This is a genomic window from Nostoc sp. FACHB-133 (assembly GCF_014698055.1).
GTDB lineage: Bacteria > Cyanobacteriota > Cyanobacteriia > Cyanobacteriales > Nostocaceae > Nostoc.
The window spans coordinates 179,852-202,628 of record NZ_JACJSH010000008.1; the positions used below are offsets into that span (position 1 = coordinate 179,852).

Here is a 22,777-nt window from a genome sequence, read left to right on the forward strand (position 1 = left end):
TATTTGGATAAATGTGATGAGATGTCAGAGCAGCTACTCATAATGTCCAACATTTTGATTTTCCAGAGTTAACGGTTGTATTTGGGGTTCCCATCCATAATCGATGTAAACCAAGCACTCATCTGGATATTTGTATTAACTTAACCTTGCACCCAGTATTTTCCAATAGTCAATCCAAGAATTTCAAAAGAGGATATTTCTATGTTTAGTTTTTTTCGTTGGCCATCAGCAAGGGTTGCTTTACTAGTTCTGGGAATGACAGCTGCTACAATAACTCCCATCGTAATTTCTACCCCAGCTTCATCTCAAAATACCGTTCCATCTGAGACACCATCCCCTACAACACCATCCCCTGCAACACCATCTCCGACTTCAACAGTTAACTTATCTGATGTTTCCTCAGATTATTGGGCGCGTCCCTTCATTCAAGCCCTAGCTGACAATAATGTGATTGCTGGTTTTCCTGATGGCAGCTTCAGACCAAATCAAGCCGTGACTCGTGCTGAATTTGCCGCGCTGATTCAAAAAGCTTTCCCTAACCAAAACCGAGTTCGGCAATTAACCGCAGGTGGATTTCGTGATGTTCCTGCTGGCTATTGGGCATCTTCTGTAATTCAGTACGCCTACGAAACTGGATTTTTGGCAGGCTATCCTGGGAACGTGTTTTCGCCAAATCAACAAATACCCAAGGTACAGGCGCTCGTTGCTTTAACGAGTGGTTTAGGCTTAACTGCTAGCAGCACTGGAGCCAGTACTGACCTAAACACCTACTACACCGACGCTTCAAGCATCCCGCAGTATGCTGTTGCCAGTGTTACTACTGCAACACAATCCAATATTGTTGTTAATTATCCAGATGTAAAACAACTCAATCCCCAACAACCTTTAACTCGTGCTGAAGCTGCGGCACTCTTATATCAAGCTTTGGCTAAACAGGGACGAGTGCAACCCATTGCTAGCAATCTTCCAGCTAGTCAGTATATTGTTGGTGGGACTCAAACTGGTAGCGATATTGTAACTCTTGCTTCATCCAGTAGTTCTCTTACAACTCTGACTTCTTTATTAAAGGCAGCCGGCTTAACAGATGTTCTTCAACAGCCAGGCCCTTATACAGTCTTCGCTCCCACCGATCAAGCATTTGCTGCTTTACCTGCTGCTACCTTACAGCAGTTACAGCAACCAGAAAATAGACAAGCATTGATTAAGATTTTGACATACCATGTGGTTCCTGGTGCAGTCACTTCTAGTCAACTCGCGGCTGGGGAACTGCAAACTGCTGAAGAAAAGCCTGTAAATATTCAAATTGATCGCGCTAGCAATCAAATCTCAGTGAATAATGCCAGAGTTATCCAGGCGGATGTTAAAGCTAGCAATGGTGTTATCCATGCAATTAACCAAGTCCTTGTCCCGCCTGATGTTAACATCAGTCAGTTAAATCAACCACCAACAGGAAATACAGATGGGACAACACCTAGTGTTAGACCAGGTAGAACTACTCTTGGTGGCCCCAGCTATATCGGGGTTGCTGGTAACATTGGTTTGAGCGGGAACGATGGAGCTTTGAGCGATGGTAACTTTGCAGTAATCAGTAAAATTGGTCTGACACGTAATATATCAGTAAGACCATCGGTACTGTTTGGGGACAATACAGAGTTTCTGGTTCCCTTGACTTTGGATTTTAGACCTCGCGCAGCCGGTGAGGTAGGTAACGAAACCTTCTCTATATCTCCTTATATCGGTGCTGGCGTAGCCCTTGAAGTTAATGACGATACTGATTTTGGATTACTCCTAACTGGTGGTGTAGACGTTCCTCTCGGTTCTCGATTTACGTTAAATGGCGCTGTAAATGCTGCTTTTATGGATCAAACTGATGTAGGGTTACAATTAGGACTTGGCTACAACTTCTAAGTCAACATAGAGGGAAATTTGAGAGGTTTTTGCCCCTCCTTAGTTATCGAATTACCCCACCCTAACCCTCCCCTTGTAAAGGGGAGGGAACTAGATTTTCTTGTTTCCCCCCTTTACAAGGGGGGATTAAGGGGGGTAATTCAATTTGTGTATAAACAGTAGCTTTTTTAAGAGGTATTAGGGGGGATCTAAAAGTGGCTAAATTCACAGCGAAACACTTTTCAAACAACCTCTAAGACTTTGAAAACACGCGCTAGTCTTATAAATAAAAAAGAGTGGGAGGAAGCATATCAGTCAGCTTCAAACTCCCACTCTGCCATTTGCTGCTGAAGTGAACAGGAATGTATACAGACGTTGCCCGTTATTTAGGGGCTAATGCGTATCTCAACAACAACGTCCATACATATTTAATATTCCTGTTGCAGCAAAGGCTAAACCTAATTATTGATATTTATCTGCTGATAAAAATACTCTGCAAATAATTTAGTAGAGATAGTTTCTTGGAAATCATTTAGTAAATAAATAGGGTTTTACAAATTTAATTTGCTTTTATGGTAGTCCCTGATAAAAACCCTTGAAGTCGTTTATCTTCATACAATTTAACTTGGCTAATTATAATGTGGTTGCCATTTTGGCAGGTTTTTAAATTTTCTAATTGGGGTATTTTTTTGCTTTAGCAGAGTTAAAAGCTTGAGGCTTGAGGGGTTTTACCCCCTATTTATTAAGCAACAGTATTATGGAATTTGCTAATAGGGTTTAACTGTCATAATGATACAAATATCTTGGTAAGGGTATAGTCAAATTCAGTGGATGTTTTAAAAGTCTTTTTGTCAGTATCAAAAGTTTTAGATCCCTCTAAATCCGCCTTAAAAAGGGGGACTTTGATTTCAATTACTATCTTTTTAAGTGAGGTTAGGGGGAATCTAAAAGTGTTTAAAGTCACAGTGAAATAGTTTTCAAACAACCACTAAGGTTAAAAGGGCGGTGAGAAAATGGTATAAGGCTTCGTTAACAAGGCTTTGAGGTTCATTAATGAGGCTTTGAACTCCTTAACGAGGCTTTGATACTCGTGAATGAGTCTTTGAACTCCGTCAACGAGGTTTTTATACTCGTGAATGAGTCTTTGAACTCCGTCAATGAGTCTTTTATACTCGTGAATGAGTCTTTGAACTCCGTTAACGAAGCTTTGATACTCGTGAACGAAGCTTTGAACTCCGTTAACGAGTCTTTTATACTCGTGAATGAGTCTTTGAACTCCGTCAACGAGTCTTTTATACTCGTGAACGAGTCTTTGAACTCCGTCAACGAGTCTTTTATACTCGTGAACGAGTCTTTGAACTCCATTCATGAAAAATATCTAACCATTCTTAAATTTACAGGGGTGAGCGTGTAGTAAAATTTGCTCACCTCCGTAAAGTGGAACATGGCTTTAGACTTCTCCGGTCAAAATCTGCGAGGACGCAACTTCAAAGGTAGAAAAGACCTTGTGGGTGCAAACTTTAGCTATGCCGACATCCGAGGGGCAAACTTCATCAATGCTAATCTGACAGGGACAAATTTTAGTCATGTCAAAGCTGGACTGCAACGCCGGTGGGCAATTTTCCTAGTCCTTGTTTCGTGGTTGTTGTCGGGACTGTCAGGACTTATATGGTATCTAAATGGTTATTTACTGTTACTAATATTTGAAGGCTCCCTCTTAAGAAACCAGTTCATGGGCTGGACTACTTTAATACTATTGATTGCCTTCTTTTTCGTTACAATTCGCCAAGGAGTAAGCGCTAGCTTAGGAGTCGTAGCCGGAGCCGTAACTGTAGGTGCATCTGTAACCGTATTTTTGGGGGACACTTTTGGGGCTGGATCTGTAGCGGGAGTCGTAGCCGGGGCCGGAGCCGGAGGCTTGATTGCAGCAGTAGCCAGAGTGGGAGCCGGAGTCGCAGCCTTCGTTACAGCTTTTATTACAGCTTTCGCCATAGCTGGAGTCAAAGCTGGAGCCAACACCTTTGTCGGAGCTGTAGCTTTAGCCGGAATGTTACTTAGTATCTATATTGGTTGGAAAGCTATGAAAGAAGACGAAAAATATTCCTTGATTCGTAATATTGCGATCGCCTTTGCTGCTACAGGAGGTACAAGTTTTCGTGGCGCTGATTTAACCAATGCTGATTTCACCCAAGCCACACTCAAAAGTACAGATTTCCGAAACACCATCCTTATCTGTAGCCGTTGGCATCAAGCCAAAATGCTTGACCGTGTTCGTCCTGGTTTAACTTATCTGCAAAACTCACAAGTACGTCAACTGCTGGTTACAGGACAGGGACAAGACAAAAACTTTGACGGTCAAAAGCTCCGAGGTATCAACTTACAAAAGGCTAATTTAGCAGATGCCAGTTTTATCGGCGCTGATCTCAGTGAAGCCAATTTGCAAGATGCCGATTTGTCAAGAGCAAAACTGAAGCAAACCCAACTAGACGGCACAGATTTAACAGGTGCAACTCTCACAGGCGCATACATCGAAGATTGGGGCATTACAAATACAACTAAATTGCATGGGGTGAGGTGTGAATATGTCTTCATGCGCTTACCCACAAAAGTAGATCCCGATCCTCTCCGCAAACCTGATAATAAACAAGAGATATTTGCAGACGGGGATTTTGCCGACTTTATCAAGCCAATTTTTGACACCCTCGACCTTTACCATAATCAAGGCGTTGACCCTCGCGCTGTTGCCATAGCCTTCAAAAACCTTGCCGAAAAACATCCCGAAGCTGAGTTAGAAATCGTGGCAATGGAGAAACGTGGCGATGATAAAATCTTGCTCAGAGCCAAAACCGCCGCAGGTAGCGATAAATCTCAACTAAGTGCAGAATATTTTGATGATTATAATCAACTCAAAGCTTTATCGCAGAGTCAACAATTATTGCTGGTAGAAAAAGATAAACGCATTATTAGTTTAGAAAATATGGTAGATACTGCTCTCAAGCAGCCGAAATTTTATACTCAAGGAGATACAAATATGTCAGATATTAGCGGTATCAATATTGAAGGTAGCAGTAATGTTAGCGGTATCGCTGGCAATAATTCTATTGCTAATCTAGGAACCATTAGCGGTAACGTGAGTATTGCGCTCAATCAGTTACCTGATGCAACCGATGCCGAGAAACCAGGAATCAAAGAATTATTGTCGCAGTTGCAAGATGCAATTATCCAATCCACATATTTGTCAGAAGAAGACAAAGCCGAAGCGCTAGAACAGGTGAACAGTTTGGCAGAAGCGGGTAAAAGTCCCCAAGAACCGACTAAGCAGAAGACGGCAAAAACAGCCATCACCATGTTGAAAGGGATATTTACTGGCTTACCTGCGATCGCATCCCTGGTTGAAGCTGGTAATAAATTATTGCCTGCGATCGCAAAATTATTCGGTTTGGGATAAGGGTGCTGTTCCAGCAAAGATACGATCGATACTAGTAACTTTGCTGGAATTAAACCCGATGTCTTTAACTGAAGAAATTCTTTCCCAATTACCAGGCGATGTCTTAGGAGGATTGCGCCAAGGCGATCGCATCCTCACATCTCTGCGCGAAAACTCTGCACCTGCACCACAGTTAGTTAAAGAAAATCAACAACCTTTAGGCGTTGTAGACTTTGATGTGCTGATCTGCGGTGGCACTTTAGGTATTTTAATTGGTTGCGCCTTGGCAGTGAAGGGACTGCGGGTGGCGTTGATGGAACGGGGTATTTTACGGGGGAGAGAACAAGAGTGGAATATCTCTCGGAAAGAATTAGATGTGTTTGTGGAATTAAACTTGCTGACTGAGGATGAATTAGAAACTGCGATCGCAACTAAATATAACCCGGCGCGAGTTAGTTTTGATGGCGGTACAGAAGTTTGGGTAGAAAATGTCTTGAATATCGGCGTAGATCCAGTTTATCTCCTGGCTACATTGAAGACCCGATTTCTCGCCGTGGGTGGAAAGTTGTTAGAAAATACACCCTTTACTGAAGCGATCGTTCATCAAGATGGGGTGATGGTAAATAACCAATTCAAAACTCGGTTATTAATCGACGCAATGGGACATCTTTCACCCATCACCCAACAAGCACGCCAAGGCAAAAAACCAGACGCGCTGTGCTTAGTTGTTGGAAGTTGTGCCCAAGGTTTTGCGGAAAATAACTCAGGCGACTTGTTGTTATCATTTACGCCTTTGCAAAATCAATGTCAGTACTTCTGGGAAGCTTTCCCAGCCAGGGATGGCAGAACCACTTATTTGTTTACCTACATGGATGCACATCCCCAACGTTTGAGTTTAGAAACTTTGTTTGAAGAATATCTGCGTCTCTTACCAGAATATCAGGGAGTGGAATTGAGCAAGTTAAAATTTCAACGAGCGCTATTTGGCTTCTTTCCTACCTATCGGCAAAGTCCTCTCAAAACTCCTTGGAATCGCATTTTACCAGCCGGAGACAGCAGTGGTAGTCAGTCTCCCTTGAGTTTTGGTGGTTTTGGGGCAATGGTGCGTCACCTGAAGCGTTTAACTTATGGCATTTACGAAGCGCTAGAAACAGAACAATTATCTGTAAAAGCTTTAGCACTGCTGCAACCCTATCAGCCAAGCCTGACTGTTACCTGGTTGTTTCAAAAAGCGATGAGTGTTGGTATAAATCAGAAAATTGCCCCAGATCAAATTAACCAACTCCTCTCGGCAGTATTTCAAGAAATGCAACAGTTGGGTACACCAGTGTTGAAACCATTTTTACAGGATATAGTGCAGTTTTCGGCACTAACCCAAACACTGTTAAAAACTGGTTTATCTCATCCGGGAATCGTTGCCAAAATCATTCCGCAAGTAGGTTTGGGAAGTTTATTAGATTGGACGTTACATTACGGTAATTTAGGTGTATATACTGCCTTGTTTTGGTCGAGTCCAATGTTAGAAACATGGATTAATAATCAACCAAATGAACAACAATATTATTGGCATCGTTTGATTGATGCCTGGAAGTATGGTTCTGGCGGTGATTACTCAGATGAAACTTAGAATTTTATCAGTGTGAGGATAACATGATTGAACGGAAATCATTAGGAATCAAATACTTTGCAGTCCTGATTGGATTCCTGCGCGATCGCCCAGGTTTTCTAGAGGAAATTCGCCAAGGTACGAGATTACCAACTAAAATCATTTCTCTGCTGGTTTGCAGTTCCTTATTTCTTGCCGCGTATGGCGGAATCATTGGTGCATACCATAGCTGGATGCAAGCTTTGTCTTCCGCCATTAAACTCCCAGCCCTTTACTTAATCACACTCCTAATTTGTATCCCGACGTTGTTCTTTGCTAATATTATTTTTGGTTCCAAGCGGACTTTTGGACAGCATTTAGCATTAGTATTAACTGCGGTTTCAGTTACAAGCGTACTTTTATTTAGCTTTGCACCAATCACCCTATTTTTCTTGATTACCACGAATAATTACCAATTTTTGATTCTGTTAAATGTATTCATCTTTGCATTAACTGGATTTATTGGTATTTCGTCTTTATATCAGGCCACAAGTTTAGTTTTAGAACAAGATGATGAAGGTAGTAAAACACGCCAGAAGATTTTGCAATTTTGGCTATTTCTTTACGCTTTCGTAGGTAGTCAGTTAGGATGGACTCTCAGACCGTTTTTTGGCACACCGGGTTCTACCTTTGAACTATTCCGCGAAAGAGAAGGTAATTTCTATTTGAGCGTTATTCAAGCTATTGGCTATCTTTTAGGAATTCGTAATTAGTCATTAGTAATTCAACAAAATATAGAACAGATAAATTTATGCTTGATAAGAAAAATCGCGGAATTCAACAATTTGGTGTTTTGGTTAATTTATTGCGCGATCGCCAGTCTTTTTTAGAAGAAATCCGTCAGGGAATAAGATTACAAAATAAAATCAGTTCTTTGTTTGTATCTAGTTCTATATTCTTTGCCCTTTATGGAGCAATTATTGGTGCATCTCACAGTTGGGCACAGGCATTATCTGGTGCGATTAAACTTCCAGTATTCTATTTAATCACACTGATTATTTGTTTTCCGACTTTGTTCTTTTTTAATGTTTTGTTTGGTTCTCGGAGCAGTGTTTTACAGCATTTCGTTGTATTACTCACATCTGTATCAGTGATTAGCGTACTTTTATTTAGCTTGGCACCAGTTACACTATTTTTTCTCATCACTACACCAGATTCATATCAATTTTTCAAATTATTGAATGTGCTAATTTTTGGTATTACAGGCATCTTTGGTGTGAAATTCCTGTATGAAGGAATGCAATTACTTTCTCAACAAGATGAAGTCGGTAAAAAAACCCGCACCACTATTTTAAGATCCTGGTTATTACTTTATGCCTTTGTTGGTATGCAGTTAGGATGGTTTCTTAGACCATTTTTTGGTGCCCCTGATTCTAAATTTGAATTGTTTCGCGCAGTAAAAGGGAACTTTTATTTGGATATTGTTACGGCAATTTCCGAAATTTTAGGTTTGCGTTAACATATTGCGGAAATCCCCCTGTCTAAATTCACAGGGAAACACTTTTACTGAAGCCTCGATTGCACTAAGCTTCAACACTCACCGCAGTCGAGGCTTAATTGGGCCTATCCGCAGCAATCTACTCATCATGTCAGTATTTGCGATCGCAAACAAGCCCAAAAAGCCGCATTTCAGAGGATGTTTACAAAATAAGTTATCAGATATTTTATAGATAATTTCTATGAAATAGATTTAAGTATATATCAAGTAGTTCCGTGTTTGTACGCTATCAGATATTTACGGATGCTCTTAAAATCAACCTAAATTTATTTCCGTAAGGAGTCAAATGTGAAGACTTATAACATGTCTTTCATAAAGACAAATGGACTCACGATTTTGCTGGTATTTATCTCAGTTATATTTATTTTTTCTTTAACTCTAATCTTTTCCTTATTTGAAAATATTCAAGGACTTTCAAACCAAGAAAAAATAGAATATATCACTCAAGCCTTAACAACTATTGCGATCATTATTGGAGGACTAGCATTAATTATTAATGCTTACTATACATCCAGACTCTCTTTGGATGAAAATCAGAGTCTGTTAATGCAGATCCTTGCTGGGACACTAGCTTGGGATAACAACATAGTAACTAGTATCAATTACAAGCAACCAACTCCCCAAGAAATTGTTCCCGAACGCTTTTCTAAAGCAATTGAACAACTAGGAAATGAAAAAATTGAAACGCGATTTGCCGCAATTTATGCTTTAGAACGAATTGCCAAAGATTCTCCGAAAGATCATTGGACAATTATGGAAATTCTCGCTGCTTTTATCCGCGAGAATGCTCCGGTAAATCAAAAATATGAGGATGAATTACAGGTATCGTCAAAACTTCCTACAGATATTCAAACAGCGATAACTGTTATTGGACGACGCGATTCACATAAAGATCCAGTAAATCAAAAACTAGATTTACGCAATACAAACCTCAGTAATGCAGACTTAACGGAAGCCAACCTCTCTAAGGCAATTTTCGTAGGAGCTAACTTACAATGGGTAAATTTTACACAAGCAAATCTCTCAGAGGCAGACCTATCAATAACCAATCTTTGTGGGTCAGTCTTCTATGAAGCCAACCTCTCGAAGGCAACCCTTCCAGAAGCCAATTTGCAAGGCGTAATTCTCAGAAAAGCAAACCTCTCGAAGGCAATCTTTTATGATGCCAACTTGGAAGGGGCAATTCTTTGTGATGCTAATTTGGTAGGAGCAATTCTTTGTGATGCCAACTTGGAAGGAGCAATTCTTTGTGATGCTAACCTCTTTGAAGCCAACTTTGAGGGTAGCAACCTCCAAGATGCAAACCTGATTGGCAGTAACCTGCAAAACGCAAAACTTGCTGGGGCCAACTTAGAAGGCGTGTTACTCAGTACAGCTAATCTGCAAGATGCCAACCTCCAAGAAACTAATCTCTTTAGGGCAAACTTGAGCGGATGTGAGAACCTAGAATTACAGCAGATTGAAGAGGCATTTGGCGATCGCACAACAATCTTACCGGAAAATCTGAACATACCCCAACATTGGCATTAATAAAATAAAAGGAAAAAGGTTAAAGGGGAAAGGGAAAAGGGATGATGATTGTCGCGCCACTTGCGGGCGTTAGCGGAGCGGGACGCAGTACGGTTTTTACCTTTCCCCCTTCCCCTTCTTCATAAAAAGTCTCCGGCACGCTGACGCGTAGCTTGCTTCACCGTAGGAGTACGCAGTTAAGAAACAAAGTCCGGCTTCTCTGACTAGAGAAACTTAAGGTTTTTTAACCCGCCTACGCGGGTTTTGTTTGTATAGACCCGATTTCCAACCGCTATTTTAACTGTATTGAATTTAGTACCCAAAACTATAAAGTTGCCAAAAACCTGATATCCTCTATCAGCGAGGACATCGAATATAAAGCGACTATTATGGATATCATTGAAATTCTCAAAGAAGACTATCAAAGATTCCCAGTCAATCAAACTTACAGCATTTACGCTCCAGACGTTTATTTTCAAGACCCACTGAATAAATTTCGTGGTGTGAAACGTTATCAAAAAATGATTCATTTTATCCAAACTTGGTTTTTAGATCCCAAGATGGACTTACATAATATTCAACGTTTAGGAGACACAATCAAAACTGAGTGGACACTCAGTTGGAATACTCCTCTCCCCTGGAAGCCACGGATTTCTATTCCTGGTTGGAGTGAATTAGGTCTTAACTCTGATGGTTTGATTGTCTCCCATATCGATTATTGGAATTGTTCACCCTTAGACGTGGTGAAGCAGCATTTCTAGCGCTTCTGGGTTGATTAGTCCAATATATACCTAACCTCCAGCCCAAAATACCATATCTCTCCTTGTCAACTTAGGTGTACAGACAATTTTTGTAGAGTTATCCCCCAGTTTTTAGAAGACTACAGTGTATACACAAGTCTTAAAAACCTAGTGGTCTATCGCATTAGTTATGAGTGGTAAATACGTTTGTAGTGAGGACTTTAGTCCTCAAATATTCAAGCACTAAAGTGCTTACTACAAACCTATCAAAACTTTTGCGATAGACCAGTAGCTTGATGAAGTTTTGCTTTTTTGCTCATTCTCATACGGAGTATGGGAATACATTCTGAATTAATCTATCACTGCAAGCAGAGCCTGTAATCAGCTATTCCCGCTCTCTGTATCGATAAAATAAGACGAAATCGAGCCATTATGATGAATATTTCGATATTCATCACTAACAAGCAATTGCCCAAAAAACTAGATCCAATATCTGAATTAAGAGAAATTACTCAGATTAATGTATTAGTTTTATGAGAAATAAAATTATTCACGAATTTTACTGAACCAAAAAACAGCTTGACTAAGCCAAACTAACTTTAGAACCCTATTTAAGGAATATATCTATGTCTCCTCCAAAAACGGACATCACATATTCTATAAAAAGCTGACTTAAGATCGGCTGGACTGAAATCAATGGATTCAAATATGAATTCAATCTTCTAACAATAGAGATAAAAAAGGAACAAATATTATTTGTTCTCTAAAAGCATTTGTCGCAATTTATCAAACAGAATTCAAGAGTGAAGAATCAGAATTGAGAATTAATTCTGGCTTAAAAATTGAATAGCACAGTAGTAGCAAGTATGCAATCTTCTTAATCAATGAAGTCTTTGTACCCTCACCACATCTATGATTTGGTGGTGACACGAGGCGCAAGTCTAGTCTAGCTTGGCGAACAACATACCCACGCAGCATTTCTTAGAGAGCATCTAGATTCTGAATTGATCATCAATCTATTCAATGATGCTCTTTGGATAAGAAAACTTTATATACAGTTAATACCATGCAGTGTCATGCATATTCTGTTAAGCACTTTGTAGTCTAGCCTCATTTATCGTAATGCTGCAAATGTTGCTATCTGCGAATTTCAACAATTTTGCTTGTCTAAACTCTCATTAGAGTTTATAGTGATACGGTGTTTTTCCCTTACAATTTCTCGGCAGATTTATATCATGATTTATTCTCAAAAATTTCAAAAGTATTTGGCAGGTTTCTCTTTATCTGTCGTATTAGTAGCTGATTTAGTCCTCACACAAAATGTCCCTCCAGCTTTTGCCGAAATAGTAAATTCGTCTATTGGGAATGCTGTGACATTTAGTTGCAATGATAGTGAAGCGACAATCAAAGCTAAGAATGGGGCCAGAGTAGTTAGTGGAAGTTCAGCCTTTTACATTGGTTATCAGCAAGTCTCATCTAATAACAAAAACCCTATAACTATCCGTTTTAATAATGGTATTAAAACATGGTGTAGGACTGATTACGAAACAACAAATGACGACGGTACAGGCTACGGTTTGTATTGGACTGGGGGAAATTTTTTATACGGCGTTTACTCTTCCACTGGCAGTCAGACTGGTAATGATTTTCGCCGCTTTGCAACCGGGCGCTGGTTGTCTAGCTATGGTAGTGGAGGCGGGCCAAAAGTCGCAGTTATAGCCCGGATTAATCCAGCCAATGGCGAGGTTTACTATGCTACATTTTTATCTGCTAAAAAGGCGGATAATGGAAATACAAACTCTTTAGTTGTCAGAAGCCTATCATGGGATGGCACAAATTTAACTGTGCAAGCAAAGTCATGGTGGACTCCCCGCCGCACTAATACCAACTCCATGACTTGCTCTGGTGCATCTCCTTATATATACACAGCAGTATTCACTAGCGATTTAACAAGGGTTAACTCGGCTTCAGCTGCTACCTGTAGTTAAGGTATAAGGATTCAGCTATCAAATTTAGGACTTACGCAAAACGACAGGCGGTAGGGGCAATTAATGTAGACGCTTTGCGGCTACTCTACGAGTTAGTACCCGCAGGGTATTGTCCCTACTAAAAAATCAAGCTTTGGGCTATTTTTTGCGTAAGTCCCAAAATTGAGGAAACATATTTTTCCAGTTGTTTGAGAATTGACAAAAGCGATCGCTCTTTCTCAATTATCTATTCCTAATTTTTCCCATGCGGACGATGAATAATTGTCTCCAAAACCCGCCGCTTGGCTTTCGGATCAATACCTACTAAGCGAATATACTCACCGCTATATTCTGCCAAAGTTGCCTCTAAGTTTGAGATTGCATCAGACTCGGCATCAATGTGGCTATGAACACAACTTTGCCAAGAACCTGTGCGGAAACGGCGCTCATCTACGTGTTCAATGCTGATTTTGTAACCTTGAGATAATAATTGCCGAATCTGTTCTTGTGTCTCTAGGGTTAAATGTGGGCTTGATACTTCCTGTTTCTGGAATCCATTAGTTTTTGCTTCTTGAGCTGCACCATTGCTTGACGGCTGATTAATTGGTGTTACAGCAGCAGGCTGTGCAGATTGAGAATTTCTACCTCGATTGAGTCGGTTGTAATCGTCAACCAAATGGGAATTTTCCACCCGTTTTTGTTCACCAACGAGGAAGTTACCAGACTCTATTAAGTGAGACAGCCTGAAATCTGGTTTTTTAAATTCTGGTGGCCCTTCGGTGCTGTTAACCACACTCAAGGATACTTTCTCAAAACCTACTTTATGGATGTAGTTGCGGATTTGTTCGTCATAAATGCGCGATCGCAAAGCGCTAAAAAAGTCAATGGATTGGTTGACAAATGTATCAACTAGCTGTTCAACTTCCTTCTGTGACAGCCCATCAGGTTCAAAAATCCCCTTGACAATTCCCACCTTGTCGTCTCTGTCTGGTTCCCAGTAAAATTTCTCCATCCTTCCATCCCGAATTAACGGTGCATAGAGAGTAGAGAAATCATTACCTGTGACAATAATCGGTACACGATGTAAAGGTGTGGAATCATAGCTTCCCGGCAACTGCACATCTGTGGGATTATCAGCAATATTCATTAGTGTGGCATTCACCAACTGCGTATTTACAGTATATTGAGTGCCTTCATCAAAGCGTCCAGCCCCCGCATCTAAATCGTTAATCATCAGTACACACATTTTGCCGCGTACTTTGATCAGTTCTGCTGTTTCCCGATAGCGCAGCCGAATCAACCGCGCCGGATCTCCTGCATCTGGACTTTCCAATTCGCCACCAGAGACATGAGTCACCTCGATACCCATTTTCTCGAAGACTAATTGACATTGAAATGTTTTGCCTTCTCCTTTGCGTCCGTGAATACCTAAAATCACGGGAACTCGCACACCAGGAAGCTTTAGAAAGTTTTTAGTGATGTGGACAGCCAGTTTATCCAAAAAGCGGGGAGCGATGTAGTAACCCATAATAATTATCTTTGCCTAGCACTGCCTAAAGTAATGTTAAGTTTTTTTGGTGATGACTGTTTATTTATCTTTTGGTAGAAAAGCAACGCTACCTACCATAAACGTCTTATTGGATATAGATCAAAAATTTTATCAGCACTCAGTATAAGTATATTTTCTGCGAGTGCTTGTGCAATTAAAATTCGGTCGAATGAGTCACGGTGATGTAAAGGTAGTGTGGCAACAATACTAATATGATTTGTGGTGATTGGCATTAATTCAATACCATTCCTAATTATTTGCTGTTCAATAAACTCGTCAAAAGCTAAATCAAAGTTGAGTTTACCAATGCTGTGCTTGATTGCCATTTCCCAAACACTAGCAATACTCAGTAAATTTTCATTATTTTCAATTTGCGATCGCATACTAACGCTGATTTTTGGATCACCCATCACAAACCAAATAAAAATATGAGTGTCCAGTAGCTGCCTCATTCCATATATTCCTTAAAATCTTCTAATGGTTCATCAAAGTCATCAGATATTGTTATAAGTCCTTTGGCACTACCATACTTAGGATGGTGTTTAAGTGGCGGCACAGGAGTTAACTTCACCAAAGGTTGATTATCTTTGATAATAATAATTTCCTCACCTCCGAGTGCTGCTTCAATTAAGTTGGGTAGATTTTTAGATGCTTCAGCTAGAGTAATTTGCTGCATAGTTACCACCTTTGGATATAAAAATTAGGTGCTATTACTATCCTAACTTTGAATGCTCGATTAAGTTCAAAGGAAACCAATTTAACCAAGCGTCCCAATTTTCCACGATTTGGGCAAATTCTGCATAACCGCCTGCTCTTGGATGAACACCATCATTAGCTCTTGCTTGATTAATCCAGATATTAGATTTTTCTAATATCGGAAAAATGTCTAAATAAGGTACATTTAATTTTTTACAAATTGAAGCATATTGCTTAGATAAATTAGTAATTCTCTGCTTTCTTCCTGGATCTTCTCGTTCTTCGTATGGTGGTAGCCCAATCATCAAAACAGGATATAACGATTTGGCTTTAATTAAAATTTCACGGGCATTTCTGATAGAATCTACCAAATCTACGCGAGTTTTACCATTTTCTACTGTTGTGTCATTCAATCCAAAAGAAAACACAACTCTGCTATCATATTCTTTGGGCAAACGAAGTGATACTTCCTGTAACCAACGCTTTGCTATATCACTACTCGTATCACGCCTAATTCCTAAATTATAGTAAGTAATGTCATAACCTTTTTTATTAGCATTTGCACATACTCTCCCTGTCCAACCAAGACATTCTGAGTCGCCAGTGCCATTAACGAAGGAGTCACCAACAAAACAAATTCTTACTTCTGGCAGCATTATTACTCTCTTAAAAAACGTAGAGGCACATAGAGAATAACTCTGCGCCCCTCTGCATTTCAAAAAAAAATCGGCGTTGCATAAATGCGGGATGAATCATGGAAAACGGGTATTTCTCTATACTTTAAATAATGAAGTAAGTAAGTCGTGGAGAAAATTTATAACTATGTAACAAACAATTAAGGAGAAGAGTTAGAGTTAAATCTTATACGTTGTGTACTGTAATTTCCCTTCTCTTCTCTAGTTTGAACTCCATCAATCACAGCATAGGCAAACTCTAACTCATCTTCAAAAGTTTTCGAGGCTAGTGGTCTATCGCATTAATTCTGAAGGGTTATAAAAGTTCGTAGTAAGGACTTTAGTCCTTGATTTGAGCGATAAATCGCTCACTACAAATCTATCAAAACTTTTGCGATAGACTACTAGCTCAGGGAAATTATTTCTCTATCAACTTAAACCCAAATGCTTTTGCAAAGCTTGACGCATCACTTCTACAGGTACATTTTCCTGTTTTAACCAAATTTTTAATGCTGCTACCCCTTGCTGGACTAGCATTTCTAAGCCATCGATGGCAATTGCACCTTGTTTTTCAGCTTGCTTTAGAAATTGCGTTGGTTTAGGGATATATATTAAATCGTAAGCGATCGCACCTGTTGGTAAATTCGCTATTTCCTCTCCACTCAAAGGCGACTCATCAACTTTGGGATACATCCCTATGGGAGTTGTGTTTACCAGCAGATTAGCTTGGGGAATTAGCTTTGCAAGTTCCTCCCATTGGTGAACTTGCAAATTTTCACTTATAGGTGAATTGCTCCAACTATCACGGAATTGTTGTAATCTCTGCACATTCCGCCCAACAACATAAATTTTCGCAAAACCTAGTTGGTGACAACCTGCTACAACTGCCCTGGCTGCGCCACCATTGCCTAAAATTACCGCTACCTTCTGACTCCAATCTTGCTTATAGGTTGTCTGCAAAGGGGCGATAAATCCTTCTATATCTGTGTTTGTCCCCACCCATTGGTTATTTTGGCGACTAACTGTATTCACAGCCCCTATCATTCGAGCAAGAGGGGTAATTTCTGAGAGCAGGGGTATGATTGCCTGTTTGTGGGGGATTGTAACACTAAAGCCGACAACACCAATAGCGGCAAAGCCTGCGATCGCTACTTCTAAATTCTCTGGTGCTATGGGAAAGGGAAGATAAACATAATCTAATCCTAAATTCGCGATGTCTTCGAAGAGCTGCGCTAACGCAGCATTATGCATTGCTGGCGACAGCGAATGTTCCACCGGATGTCCAATTACCCCTAGCAGTTTAGTTTTACCTGTAATCAATTTGTCATTTGCCATTTGTCAATAAATCAGTAGTGATTTTTCCCTGCTCCATTCTTATAACGCAAGGATTCCAGTCTTTATTATCACTACATATTTACCCAAATCTCACACATCACGGGCTTTGAAAAAATTGTAAATGGCAAGCGCAATAGCTATAAGTAATACTGCATGAATTAAATTTCCAGCAATATGAAGTACTAATCCTAATGCCCAAAAAGCAACCAGTACAACAACAATACCCCAAAGTATACCTAACATATATTTACCTTTAGTAAAGTGATTTTTATTTGTTCAGATATTTTATCGTCTAACTCGAGTTTTATCCTATTTGCCTTAAGATAGATTGAGAAATTTAAATCATCTTTCTTAAGAAGTAATTTGCAAGGATTTATTATTTTTGAATAGCTAGATTTATATACTTCTGCCATATAGTAGCAGCACTTTCAAAATTCAAAATTACAATCCCCATAAATAATTTTAGGGGCTTGTATCCTTTTCTTCTCAGGTCAAGAGTCAAAAGTTAACCCTCTGCTCTACACTACAATTATTAAAGCTACTTAACAATTCTTTGAATCATGCAGGCAACTACAGCCCCCTCTACAACCCCAATTCCTGGTAAATATTGGCAGTGGCGCGGGCACAACGTTTACTATGTGCGTGCGGGAGAGAAGCAAGCGCAACGTCCGCCGTTGCTTTTGGTACATGGATTTGGTGCTTCCACAGACCACTGGCGCAAGAATATCACCGGATTGTGTCAAGATTTTGAAGTATTTGCGATCGACCTTTTGGGATTTGGGCGATCGGCAAAACCAAAATTGCAGTACAGTGGCGACTTGTGGCGCGACCAACTTCATGATTTTATCAGTGAAGTAATTGGTCAAAAAGCAGTATTAGCGGGTAATTCCCTTGGTGGCTATGCTGGTTTGTGTGTTGCAGCACAGCGTCCTGACAGTGCTGCTGGTTTAGTTTTGCTCAATAGCGCCGGGCCTTTTAGCGAAAGGCAGCCTACATCTGAGCCTGAAGCTTTACAATCAGAAATTCAGGCTCCTAAACAATCGGCTAATTTGCAAAAACTTCTTGGTGACGGCACTAAATGGATTTTTCAACAACCTTTAGCCCAGTTTTTGTTATTTCAGTACGTGCGACAACGTTGGGTAATTCGCCAAACTCTAGAAAAAGTTTATCTTGACAAGAGTGCCATTACAGACCAATTAATAGAAGAAATTTCTCGCCCTGCTTACGATCCTGGTGCGTTGGATGTGTTTGTTTCAGTCTTTAGCACTCCTCAAGGGGAAAAAGTTGATGTGCTACTAAAGCAATTAACTTGTCCTCTATTAATGTTGTGGGGAGAAGCTGACCCTTGGATGAATGCTAGAGAACGTTCTCAAAAATTTCGTCAATATTATCCTGAACTCAGGGAACACTTTTTAACAGCCGGTCATTGTCCCCATGATGAAGTACCCGATAGAGTAAATCAACTTTTAGGCGATTGGGTTTTATCTATCAACAATTAATAATAACCTCTCACTGTCTTGAACTCTATTAAAGTCTGTCCCTTTCCGACTTGGAGAAAGATAGATTTTGGTTAGTCAAACCAGGGAGAGGTCTTTTTATCTTTGGGAAAGTTTGCAACGAACTGGCTCTCCTTCTTCCTTGTTTAAAACAATCCCTCCGATTCCGCGAATTTACGCAAACGTGGTATACATTGGCGCTGATAAAAACTGCTTAACGTCGGAATTGACAAGCTAAACTCCTCAGATAATTCTTTCCAGCTAACTTCAGGGGGTAGGCGTTTAAGAATTAACACCTGACAATTGACATCTGGTCGTCCTTTAATACAAGTACGGCGCAGTTCTCCTTCAGAATCGGTCTGAGCCCATGTTTCCAAGTCTTCCAGAATGGGAGGTGCCTGGGGGCTAGCGGGGAGATTATCTACAGGATCGATTGTTTCGCTTGTTCCACCCGATGTAGACTGACGAACCCGAAGAGGCACTGTTGTGGCTTGTTCTCGGTTCTGGTTAATGTAAAAGTCTTGTAGTCTACGTTTTAGGTAAGCATTTAGCCAGGTGATGATACTCCCATAGTTGGGGTCATAGATTTGACCAGTCAAGCCATCACAAACATTGCGGCAGAAATACAGCCAAGTTTGTTGTAGTGCATCTTGATAGTAGGGAGTACCTTCCCTCCAGAGTCTATTTGCTGTCAAGCGAATAATTTGCGTGAGCAGCTTCTGACGCTGAGGACTTCCAAGTGGGTGTCCACAGGCTTCGGTAACTAAGCGGCGTAGCTGTTCATCGAATTGAACCATGACAATCTTGAGGCAGAAAGCAAGAATATCTTAGTATTGCGTATAACAACGCCACAAAAAATTACCTTTCATCAAGATATTGGGCATTGGGAATTGGGAATTGGGAATTGGGCATTGGGCATCAAGATATTGGGCATTGGGAATGGGGCATTGGGAATGGGGCATCAAGAAGAGACATAGGAGACAAGGAAGAGGGGGGAGACAAGGGAGAAACTTGAATAATTCTCCCTGTCCCCTCTGCTCCCCTGCTCCCCTGACTCCCCTGCTCCCTTGCTCTTCCCCAGTCCTCAGTCGCCTCAATATAATCCCAGCCAAGAAAATAAATTTTCCCACCAAGAATATGTCAGATTACCAACACTCAGTTTCATCTTGTTGCGAATGTCTTGGATCTTCCAATTTGTGAGTTTAGCCAGAGTTTGCGCCTCTTGTTCAAAACGCTTGGGCAAAGACCGCTTATATTCTCTACCTGCCTGACATTTGAGTTCTCCTTGGAACGGATGTTGTAAAACATAACGCCCTTGAAAAAATTCACTGTTAGCAGTTTGTTGGAATATCAAGTCTTCAGGGAATTTGTCGCGGGTGTAGCGGACATGCAATCGGGAGATGAAGACGCTAGTTCTCGGAAAGGGACGACGAAAGCTTGGGGATACTGGCACATCACTTGGAGAATTATCATCTAGCCAAAATACGCCTGCTTGCTTAAGCTCATCTGGGGTTAGAGGCTCGGCAGAACAAGGATCGCAACTACCCATATTCCAAGCGTATTCTAAAAAACCTACTTTCTTGTCTTCTTTGGTGTAGGCAGTTTGAAACATTGATTTGTAGAAATCACCAAATTCATCTTTGACAAACAAGGGAACATTTGTGTCGGAGGGGATTTTCACCGTCCGATAGTTAGTGATTTCTGCCTGTCCTTGGGGCGAGAGGATGTAGACAATCAAATCCTGCTCTGTCGTGGCATTAATCATGCCCAAACGAATTGGCAGCATGAACTTGGGTGACTGGTAGGAAATTTGTAGCGGACGAAGGAACTGGTAGCCAGATTTCTCGAATTTATTTAAGTTGACTTTGGCAACAAAGAATTTCATTGAGGAGCGAATATAGGGTTTTAGTAACTGTTTCGCACCTCTAGGAATTTTGTAGCCGTTGCGTTGGAGCCAAGTTTCTAGTCCGCCAGATTCTTTAGCACTAAGGATCACGATGTCGTATTCGCCGACGTTGAAACGTGCTTCGACTGTTACACCCAAACTGCGATCGTCCCTTGCATTCCCCGCCTCCATTCTTGCTGCTGGCGCTGGTGCTGCTGATAACTCCTGGGGGTAAACTGGGGCACAAGGATCTGGATCGAAATATTCTACCAATCGCGGGGCACTAAAAGCATCTAAGCGTTCAATAATCTTGGGTTCAGTGACGCGAACTTGCTCTTTTTGTACCACTGTTGGCACTGGTACTACCATTGCAAAATCTTTGACTTCGCCTTGAAAATCGTTTGCCATTGTTAGGACGGTGCGATCGCCATCCCGCGCTATCACCACCTGAGAAGCTTTGTTATACAGTTTTGTATCAGCTTTAGCTACATAAAATCCACAAAATGCCCAAGCTGCTGGTGCAAAGCAGAAAACAGCTACAATTACCAACAATAATGGCGTTAAGAGTCGAAAAAACTTCATTTTATACCTCTACTTTTTTAGTGCTGAGTTAGGAGTGCTGAGTGAGAAATTCTTCCCCCACTTCCCCTACTCCTGCTCCCTCATCCACCTCTTGCCAAGCAAACCTTGGGGCTAACCACAGAACATCTAACAGGATGGTCAATGGTGCAAGGGCAAACAGCGCCCAGAAAACTGCTGTGGAAATAAAGAAATAATTCCGCAGGATAAAAGTTAATCCGGCGATGCAGATTGCCCAAACTACCCGCCCAATTCGGGAATTGGGGATCGATCGCGGATCTGTAATCATAAATAGGGCAAACAACAGCAAAGACCCGCTCATCAATCGGTGCCAGTAAACATCCCAAGTCCAACCCAGCCAGAGATTGCGAATCGCCTCTAGCAAGGCGTAGGAACCTAAAAAAGCTGCTGTGGTGTCCCAGCGACCAACGCGCTGCAAAATCATGCCACCAGTGCCGGCAAATAATAGCCCATACCACCACTCTTCACCCCATTGTCCCGGCGAAACCCAAGCATCGGGGGTCAAAATCAAGGCAGATATGATGCCAAAATTGGTGGGATTAAAGAAATGCTTATCGCCAACTTGGAAGATAAATTTACTTGCGATCGCAATTGCTGCGGCGATTGCCATTGTCGTCCAGCAATCAGCCCGTAATAGCAGTCCCAGTCCTAGAGAGGTAATTAAAGCACTGCGAAGATTTGCCATTTGTTCTTTGCCAGTAACTAATGACAAGATCCATTGGGTTGCTAGACTTGTGGCGATCGCTACCCCAATTAACTCTGGCCGCAGCGTCCAATCTCTTGTACCGATTCCCAATACTAGGAACAAGCCGAGAAATAGAATTTGATAATCTCGTATATCTTTGAGCAACATTAATCCTTTGATTCCGGGATTACGCGTAGATTTCTCATCAATCTAGACGAGTGATAGCTCAAATACTAATGCTGTTACAGATTTTGTTACAAAGTGACTAGCAAGTTCATGCCATCGCTTGATATTGCTTAGGGTTTCGAGTTCTAAGCACGAAGTTTTGTGTTCTGATAATTTGGCTAGAATATTGAGGCATTGTATGTATGCAGTGCGATCGCCTACGGCGGGGCTTCTCCTGTCGGAGACGCTCCGCGAACGCCCATCGCAGTTTCGCAAGCAACACCTACAAAAAGTTGTCAGCAGCAGATAAACGCAAATGCAGCTAGCTCCTCTGTTCCCAGTTTTCTATCGCATTCTCCAACCGAGTTTTCCCAATTGCCTTTGGGGTGGAAATCCTCAGACTAAAGCGATCGCATTAACTTTTGATGATGGGCCCCATCCGCAATACACACCAGAAGTCTTGGCAGTATTAGATCGTTACAACATTACAGCTAGTTTTTTTTGGTTGGGTGTTTGCGTCAACCGTTCACCAGCGATCGCCAAAGCTGTTAGCGATCGCGGTCACTGGATCGGATTGCATGGCTACGATCATCGTTCTTTTCCCATGCTTTCCCTCAATGAATTAAAGGATAGTTTAGAAAAAACCCAAGTTGCCATCTACAATGCCTGCAATTTACAACCTGACCAAGTGCGGGATGTGCGTCCCCCCAATGGTTTATTTACACCTGCTACTTTAAAATTGTTTTCCCAGTGGAATTACCGCTCAGTTATGTGGAGCGTTGTACCAGAAGATTGGGTACGACCGGGTATCATCACTGTGGTAGAACGAATTATGCAGCAGGTCAAAAATGGTTCACTGATTGTCTTGCATGATGGTGCTTGCGGTGGACAAGATGTTGCTGCCACAATTCAAATTCTCATTCCGCAACTGCTACAACAAGGTTATGAGTTTGTAACTGTTGATACCCTATGGCAGCAAGCTAAGACTAACTAAATAGGGATTTCAGCAACTTGTTGGG

The 22,777-nt window shown here is 41.1% G+C and carries 22 protein-coding genes; 11 read left to right on the forward strand and 11 right to left on the reverse strand.

Annotated elements, in window-relative coordinates; all coding sequences use genetic code 11:
* Positions 1-201: 201 nt before the first annotated feature.
* Complete coding sequence (locus H6G86_RS09550; protein ID WP_190934103.1) at positions 202-1,908, forward strand: fasciclin domain-containing protein; 1,707 nt, start codon at positions 202-204, stop codon at positions 1,906-1,908.
* 973 nt (positions 1,909-2,881) lie between these two features.
* Here the strand turns inward: H6G86_RS09550 and H6G86_RS09555 are convergent.
* Entirely contained in the window at positions 2,882-3,256 is a 375-nt protein-coding gene (locus tag H6G86_RS09555; RefSeq protein ID WP_190934104.1) for a hypothetical protein, read from the reverse strand.
* Between the two features lie 75 nt (positions 3,257-3,331).
* Between H6G86_RS09555 and H6G86_RS09560 the strand changes: the two genes are divergently transcribed.
* The 7 genes from H6G86_RS09560 to H6G86_RS09590 all read left to right on the forward strand — a co-directional run bounded on the left by H6G86_RS09560 (position 3,332) and on the right by H6G86_RS09590 (position 12,694).
* Complete coding sequence (locus H6G86_RS09560) at positions 3,332-5,335, forward strand: pentapeptide repeat-containing protein (protein WP_190934105.1); 2,004 nt, start codon at positions 3,332-3,334, stop codon at positions 5,333-5,335.
* Between the two features lie 58 nt (positions 5,336-5,393).
* Positions 5,394-6,941, forward strand: a complete 1,548-nt coding sequence (locus H6G86_RS09565) for an FAD-dependent monooxygenase family protein (protein ID WP_190934106.1) — start codon at positions 5,394-5,396, stop codon at positions 6,939-6,941.
* A 23-nt stretch (positions 6,942-6,964) separates the two neighbouring features.
* The gene (locus H6G86_RS09570; RefSeq protein ID WP_190934107.1) at positions 6,965-7,672 is read left to right on the forward strand and encodes an actin-binding WH2 domain-containing protein; all 708 of its coding nucleotides are present in this window, start codon (positions 6,965-6,967) and stop codon (positions 7,670-7,672) included.
* A gap of 38 nt (positions 7,673-7,710) precedes the next feature.
* A complete protein-coding gene (locus H6G86_RS09575; RefSeq protein ID WP_190934108.1) occupies positions 7,711-8,418 on the forward strand; it encodes an actin-binding WH2 domain-containing protein in 708 nt (235 codons plus the stop codon).
* A gap of 342 nt (positions 8,419-8,760) precedes the next feature.
* A complete protein-coding gene (locus H6G86_RS09580) occupies positions 8,761-9,987 on the forward strand; it encodes a pentapeptide repeat-containing protein (protein WP_190934109.1) in 1,227 nt (408 codons plus the stop codon).
* A 368-nt stretch (positions 9,988-10,355) separates the two neighbouring features.
* The gene (locus tag H6G86_RS09585; protein ID WP_190934110.1) at positions 10,356-10,727 is read left to right on the forward strand and encodes a C6orf136 family protein; all 372 of its coding nucleotides are present in this window, start codon (positions 10,356-10,358) and stop codon (positions 10,725-10,727) included.
* A gap of 1,214 nt (positions 10,728-11,941) precedes the next feature.
* Positions 11,942-12,694, forward strand: a complete 753-nt coding sequence (locus H6G86_RS09590; protein WP_190934111.1) for a hypothetical protein — start codon at positions 11,942-11,944, stop codon at positions 12,692-12,694.
* A gap of 232 nt (positions 12,695-12,926) precedes the next feature.
* Here H6G86_RS09590 and H6G86_RS09595 read toward each other — a convergent pair whose 3' ends face one another.
* The 6 genes from H6G86_RS09595 to H6G86_RS09620 all read right to left on the reverse strand — a co-directional run bounded on the left by H6G86_RS09595 (position 12,927) and on the right by H6G86_RS09620 (position 17,170).
* Entirely contained in the window at positions 12,927-14,201 is a 1,275-nt protein-coding gene (locus H6G86_RS09595) for a RuBisCO small subunit-like domain-containing protein (protein ID WP_190934112.1), read from the reverse strand.
* A 92-nt stretch (positions 14,202-14,293) separates the two neighbouring features.
* Positions 14,294-14,674, reverse strand: a complete 381-nt coding sequence (locus tag H6G86_RS09600; RefSeq protein ID WP_190934113.1) for a type II toxin-antitoxin system VapC family toxin — start codon at positions 14,672-14,674, stop codon at positions 14,294-14,296.
* Positions 14,671-14,898, reverse strand: coding sequence for a type II toxin-antitoxin system Phd/YefM family antitoxin (locus H6G86_RS09605; RefSeq protein ID WP_190934114.1), 228 nt, complete (start codon positions 14,896-14,898; stop codon positions 14,671-14,673). Before H6G86_RS09605 ends, H6G86_RS09600 begins: the two co-directional genes overlap by 4 nt.
* 37 nt (positions 14,899-14,935) lie before the next feature.
* Complete coding sequence (locus H6G86_RS09610; RefSeq protein WP_190934115.1) at positions 14,936-15,574, reverse strand: GDSL-type esterase/lipase family protein; 639 nt, start codon at positions 15,572-15,574, stop codon at positions 14,936-14,938.
* 447 nt (positions 15,575-16,021) lie between these two features.
* Positions 16,022-16,927, reverse strand: a complete 906-nt coding sequence (locus tag H6G86_RS09615; protein WP_190934116.1) for a shikimate dehydrogenase — start codon at positions 16,925-16,927, stop codon at positions 16,022-16,024.
* A gap of 90 nt (positions 16,928-17,017) precedes the next feature.
* Positions 17,018-17,170: a lmo0937 family membrane protein gene (locus tag H6G86_RS09620; RefSeq protein ID WP_012410576.1), complete on the reverse strand. Its 153-nt coding sequence runs from the start codon at positions 17,168-17,170 to the stop codon at positions 17,018-17,020.
* A 317-nt stretch (positions 17,171-17,487) separates the two neighbouring features.
* Here H6G86_RS09620 and H6G86_RS09625 point away from each other — a divergent pair, with 317 nt between their 5' ends.
* Positions 17,488-18,426 carry an alpha/beta fold hydrolase gene (locus tag H6G86_RS09625; RefSeq protein WP_190934117.1) on the forward strand — a complete coding sequence of 313 codons (939 nt, stop codon included), beginning with the start codon at positions 17,488-17,490 and terminating at the stop codon, positions 18,424-18,426.
* 143 nt (positions 18,427-18,569) lie between these two features.
* On the opposite strand, the gene H6G86_RS09630 is transcribed toward H6G86_RS09625, so the two are convergent.
* The gene (locus H6G86_RS09630; protein WP_012410578.1) at positions 18,570-19,220 is read right to left on the reverse strand and encodes a hypothetical protein; all 651 of its coding nucleotides are present in this window, start codon (positions 19,218-19,220) and stop codon (positions 18,570-18,572) included.
* Here H6G86_RS09630 and H6G86_RS09635 point away from each other — a divergent pair.
* The gene (locus H6G86_RS09635) at positions 19,212-19,400 is read left to right on the forward strand and encodes a hypothetical protein (RefSeq protein ID WP_190934118.1); all 189 of its coding nucleotides are present in this window, start codon (positions 19,212-19,214) and stop codon (positions 19,398-19,400) included. The two genes, H6G86_RS09630 and H6G86_RS09635, sit on opposite strands and share 9 nt — an antisense overlap.
* Before the next feature lie 116 nt (positions 19,401-19,516).
* Here the strand turns inward: H6G86_RS09635 and H6G86_RS09640 are convergent, their stop codons facing one another.
* From H6G86_RS09640 to H6G86_RS09650, 3 genes are read right to left on the reverse strand one after another with little or no spacing between them, the layout of a single operon-like run.
* Positions 19,517-20,890, reverse strand: coding sequence for a DUF2330 domain-containing protein (locus H6G86_RS09640; RefSeq protein ID WP_190934119.1), 1,374 nt, complete (start codon positions 20,888-20,890; stop codon positions 19,517-19,519).
* A gap of 28 nt (positions 20,891-20,918) precedes the next feature.
* On the reverse strand, positions 20,919-21,761 hold the full coding sequence (locus H6G86_RS09645) for an RnfABCDGE type electron transport complex subunit D (protein WP_190934120.1): 843 nt from the start codon (positions 21,759-21,761) through the stop codon (positions 20,919-20,921).
* Between the two features lie 42 nt (positions 21,762-21,803).
* Positions 21,804-22,034 carry a hypothetical protein gene (locus tag H6G86_RS09650; protein ID WP_190934121.1) on the reverse strand — a complete coding sequence of 77 codons (231 nt, stop codon included), beginning with the start codon at positions 22,032-22,034 and terminating at the stop codon, positions 21,804-21,806.
* Positions 22,035-22,074: 40 nt separating this feature from the next.
* Here H6G86_RS09650 and H6G86_RS09655 point away from each other — a divergent pair, with 40 nt between their 5' ends.
* A complete protein-coding gene (locus H6G86_RS09655; RefSeq protein ID WP_190934122.1) occupies positions 22,075-22,752 on the forward strand; it encodes a polysaccharide deacetylase family protein in 678 nt (225 codons plus the stop codon).
* Positions 22,753-22,777: the final 25 nt, after the last annotated feature.

Coding starts and splice junctions, on each gene's coding strand:
- H6G86_RS09630 (WP_012410578.1), bottom strand. CDS start 19,220: ATGGTTCAATTCGATGAACAGCTACGCCGCTTAGTTACCGAAGCCTGT.
- H6G86_RS09620 (WP_012410576.1), bottom strand. CDS start 17,170: ATGTTAGGTATACTTTGGGGTATTGTTGTTGTACTGGTTGCTTTTTGG.
- H6G86_RS09595 (WP_190934112.1), bottom strand. CDS start 14,201: ATGGGTTACTACATCGCTCCCCGCTTTTTGGATAAACTGGCTGTCCAC.
- H6G86_RS09550 (WP_190934103.1), top strand. CDS start 202: ATGTTTAGTTTTTTTCGTTGGCCATCAGCAAGGGTTGCTTTACTAGTT.
- H6G86_RS09625 (WP_190934117.1), top strand. CDS start 17,488: ATGCAGGCAACTACAGCCCCCTCTACAACCCCAATTCCTGGTAAATAT.
- H6G86_RS09560 (WP_190934105.1), top strand. CDS start 3,332: ATGGCTTTAGACTTCTCCGGTCAAAATCTGCGAGGACGCAACTTCAAA.
- H6G86_RS09555 (WP_190934104.1), bottom strand. CDS start 3,256: ATGAATGGAGTTCAAAGACTCGTTCACGAGTATAAAAGACTCGTTGAC.
- H6G86_RS09565 (WP_190934106.1), top strand. CDS start 5,394: ATGTCTTTAACTGAAGAAATTCTTTCCCAATTACCAGGCGATGTCTTA.
- H6G86_RS09600 (WP_190934113.1), bottom strand. CDS start 14,674: ATGAGGCAGCTACTGGACACTCATATTTTTATTTGGTTTGTGATGGGT.
- H6G86_RS09605 (WP_190934114.1), bottom strand. CDS start 14,898: ATGCAGCAAATTACTCTAGCTGAAGCATCTAAAAATCTACCCAACTTA.
- H6G86_RS09585 (WP_190934110.1), top strand. CDS start 10,356: ATGGATATCATTGAAATTCTCAAAGAAGACTATCAAAGATTCCCAGTC.
- H6G86_RS09615 (WP_190934116.1), bottom strand. CDS start 16,927: ATGGCAAATGACAAATTGATTACAGGTAAAACTAAACTGCTAGGGGTA.
- H6G86_RS09570 (WP_190934107.1), top strand. CDS start 6,965: ATGATTGAACGGAAATCATTAGGAATCAAATACTTTGCAGTCCTGATT.
- H6G86_RS09655 (WP_190934122.1), top strand. CDS start 22,075: ATGCAGCTAGCTCCTCTGTTCCCAGTTTTCTATCGCATTCTCCAACCG.
- H6G86_RS09645 (WP_190934120.1), bottom strand. CDS start 21,761: ATGTTGCTCAAAGATATACGAGATTATCAAATTCTATTTCTCGGCTTG.
- H6G86_RS09590 (WP_190934111.1), top strand. CDS start 11,942: ATGATTTATTCTCAAAAATTTCAAAAGTATTTGGCAGGTTTCTCTTTA.
- H6G86_RS09580 (WP_190934109.1), top strand. CDS start 8,761: ATGTCTTTCATAAAGACAAATGGACTCACGATTTTGCTGGTATTTATC.
- H6G86_RS09640 (WP_190934119.1), bottom strand. CDS start 20,890: ATGAAGTTTTTTCGACTCTTAACGCCATTATTGTTGGTAATTGTAGCT.
- H6G86_RS09610 (WP_190934115.1), bottom strand. CDS start 15,574: ATGCTGCCAGAAGTAAGAATTTGTTTTGTTGGTGACTCCTTCGTTAAT.
- H6G86_RS09575 (WP_190934108.1), top strand. CDS start 7,711: ATGCTTGATAAGAAAAATCGCGGAATTCAACAATTTGGTGTTTTGGTT.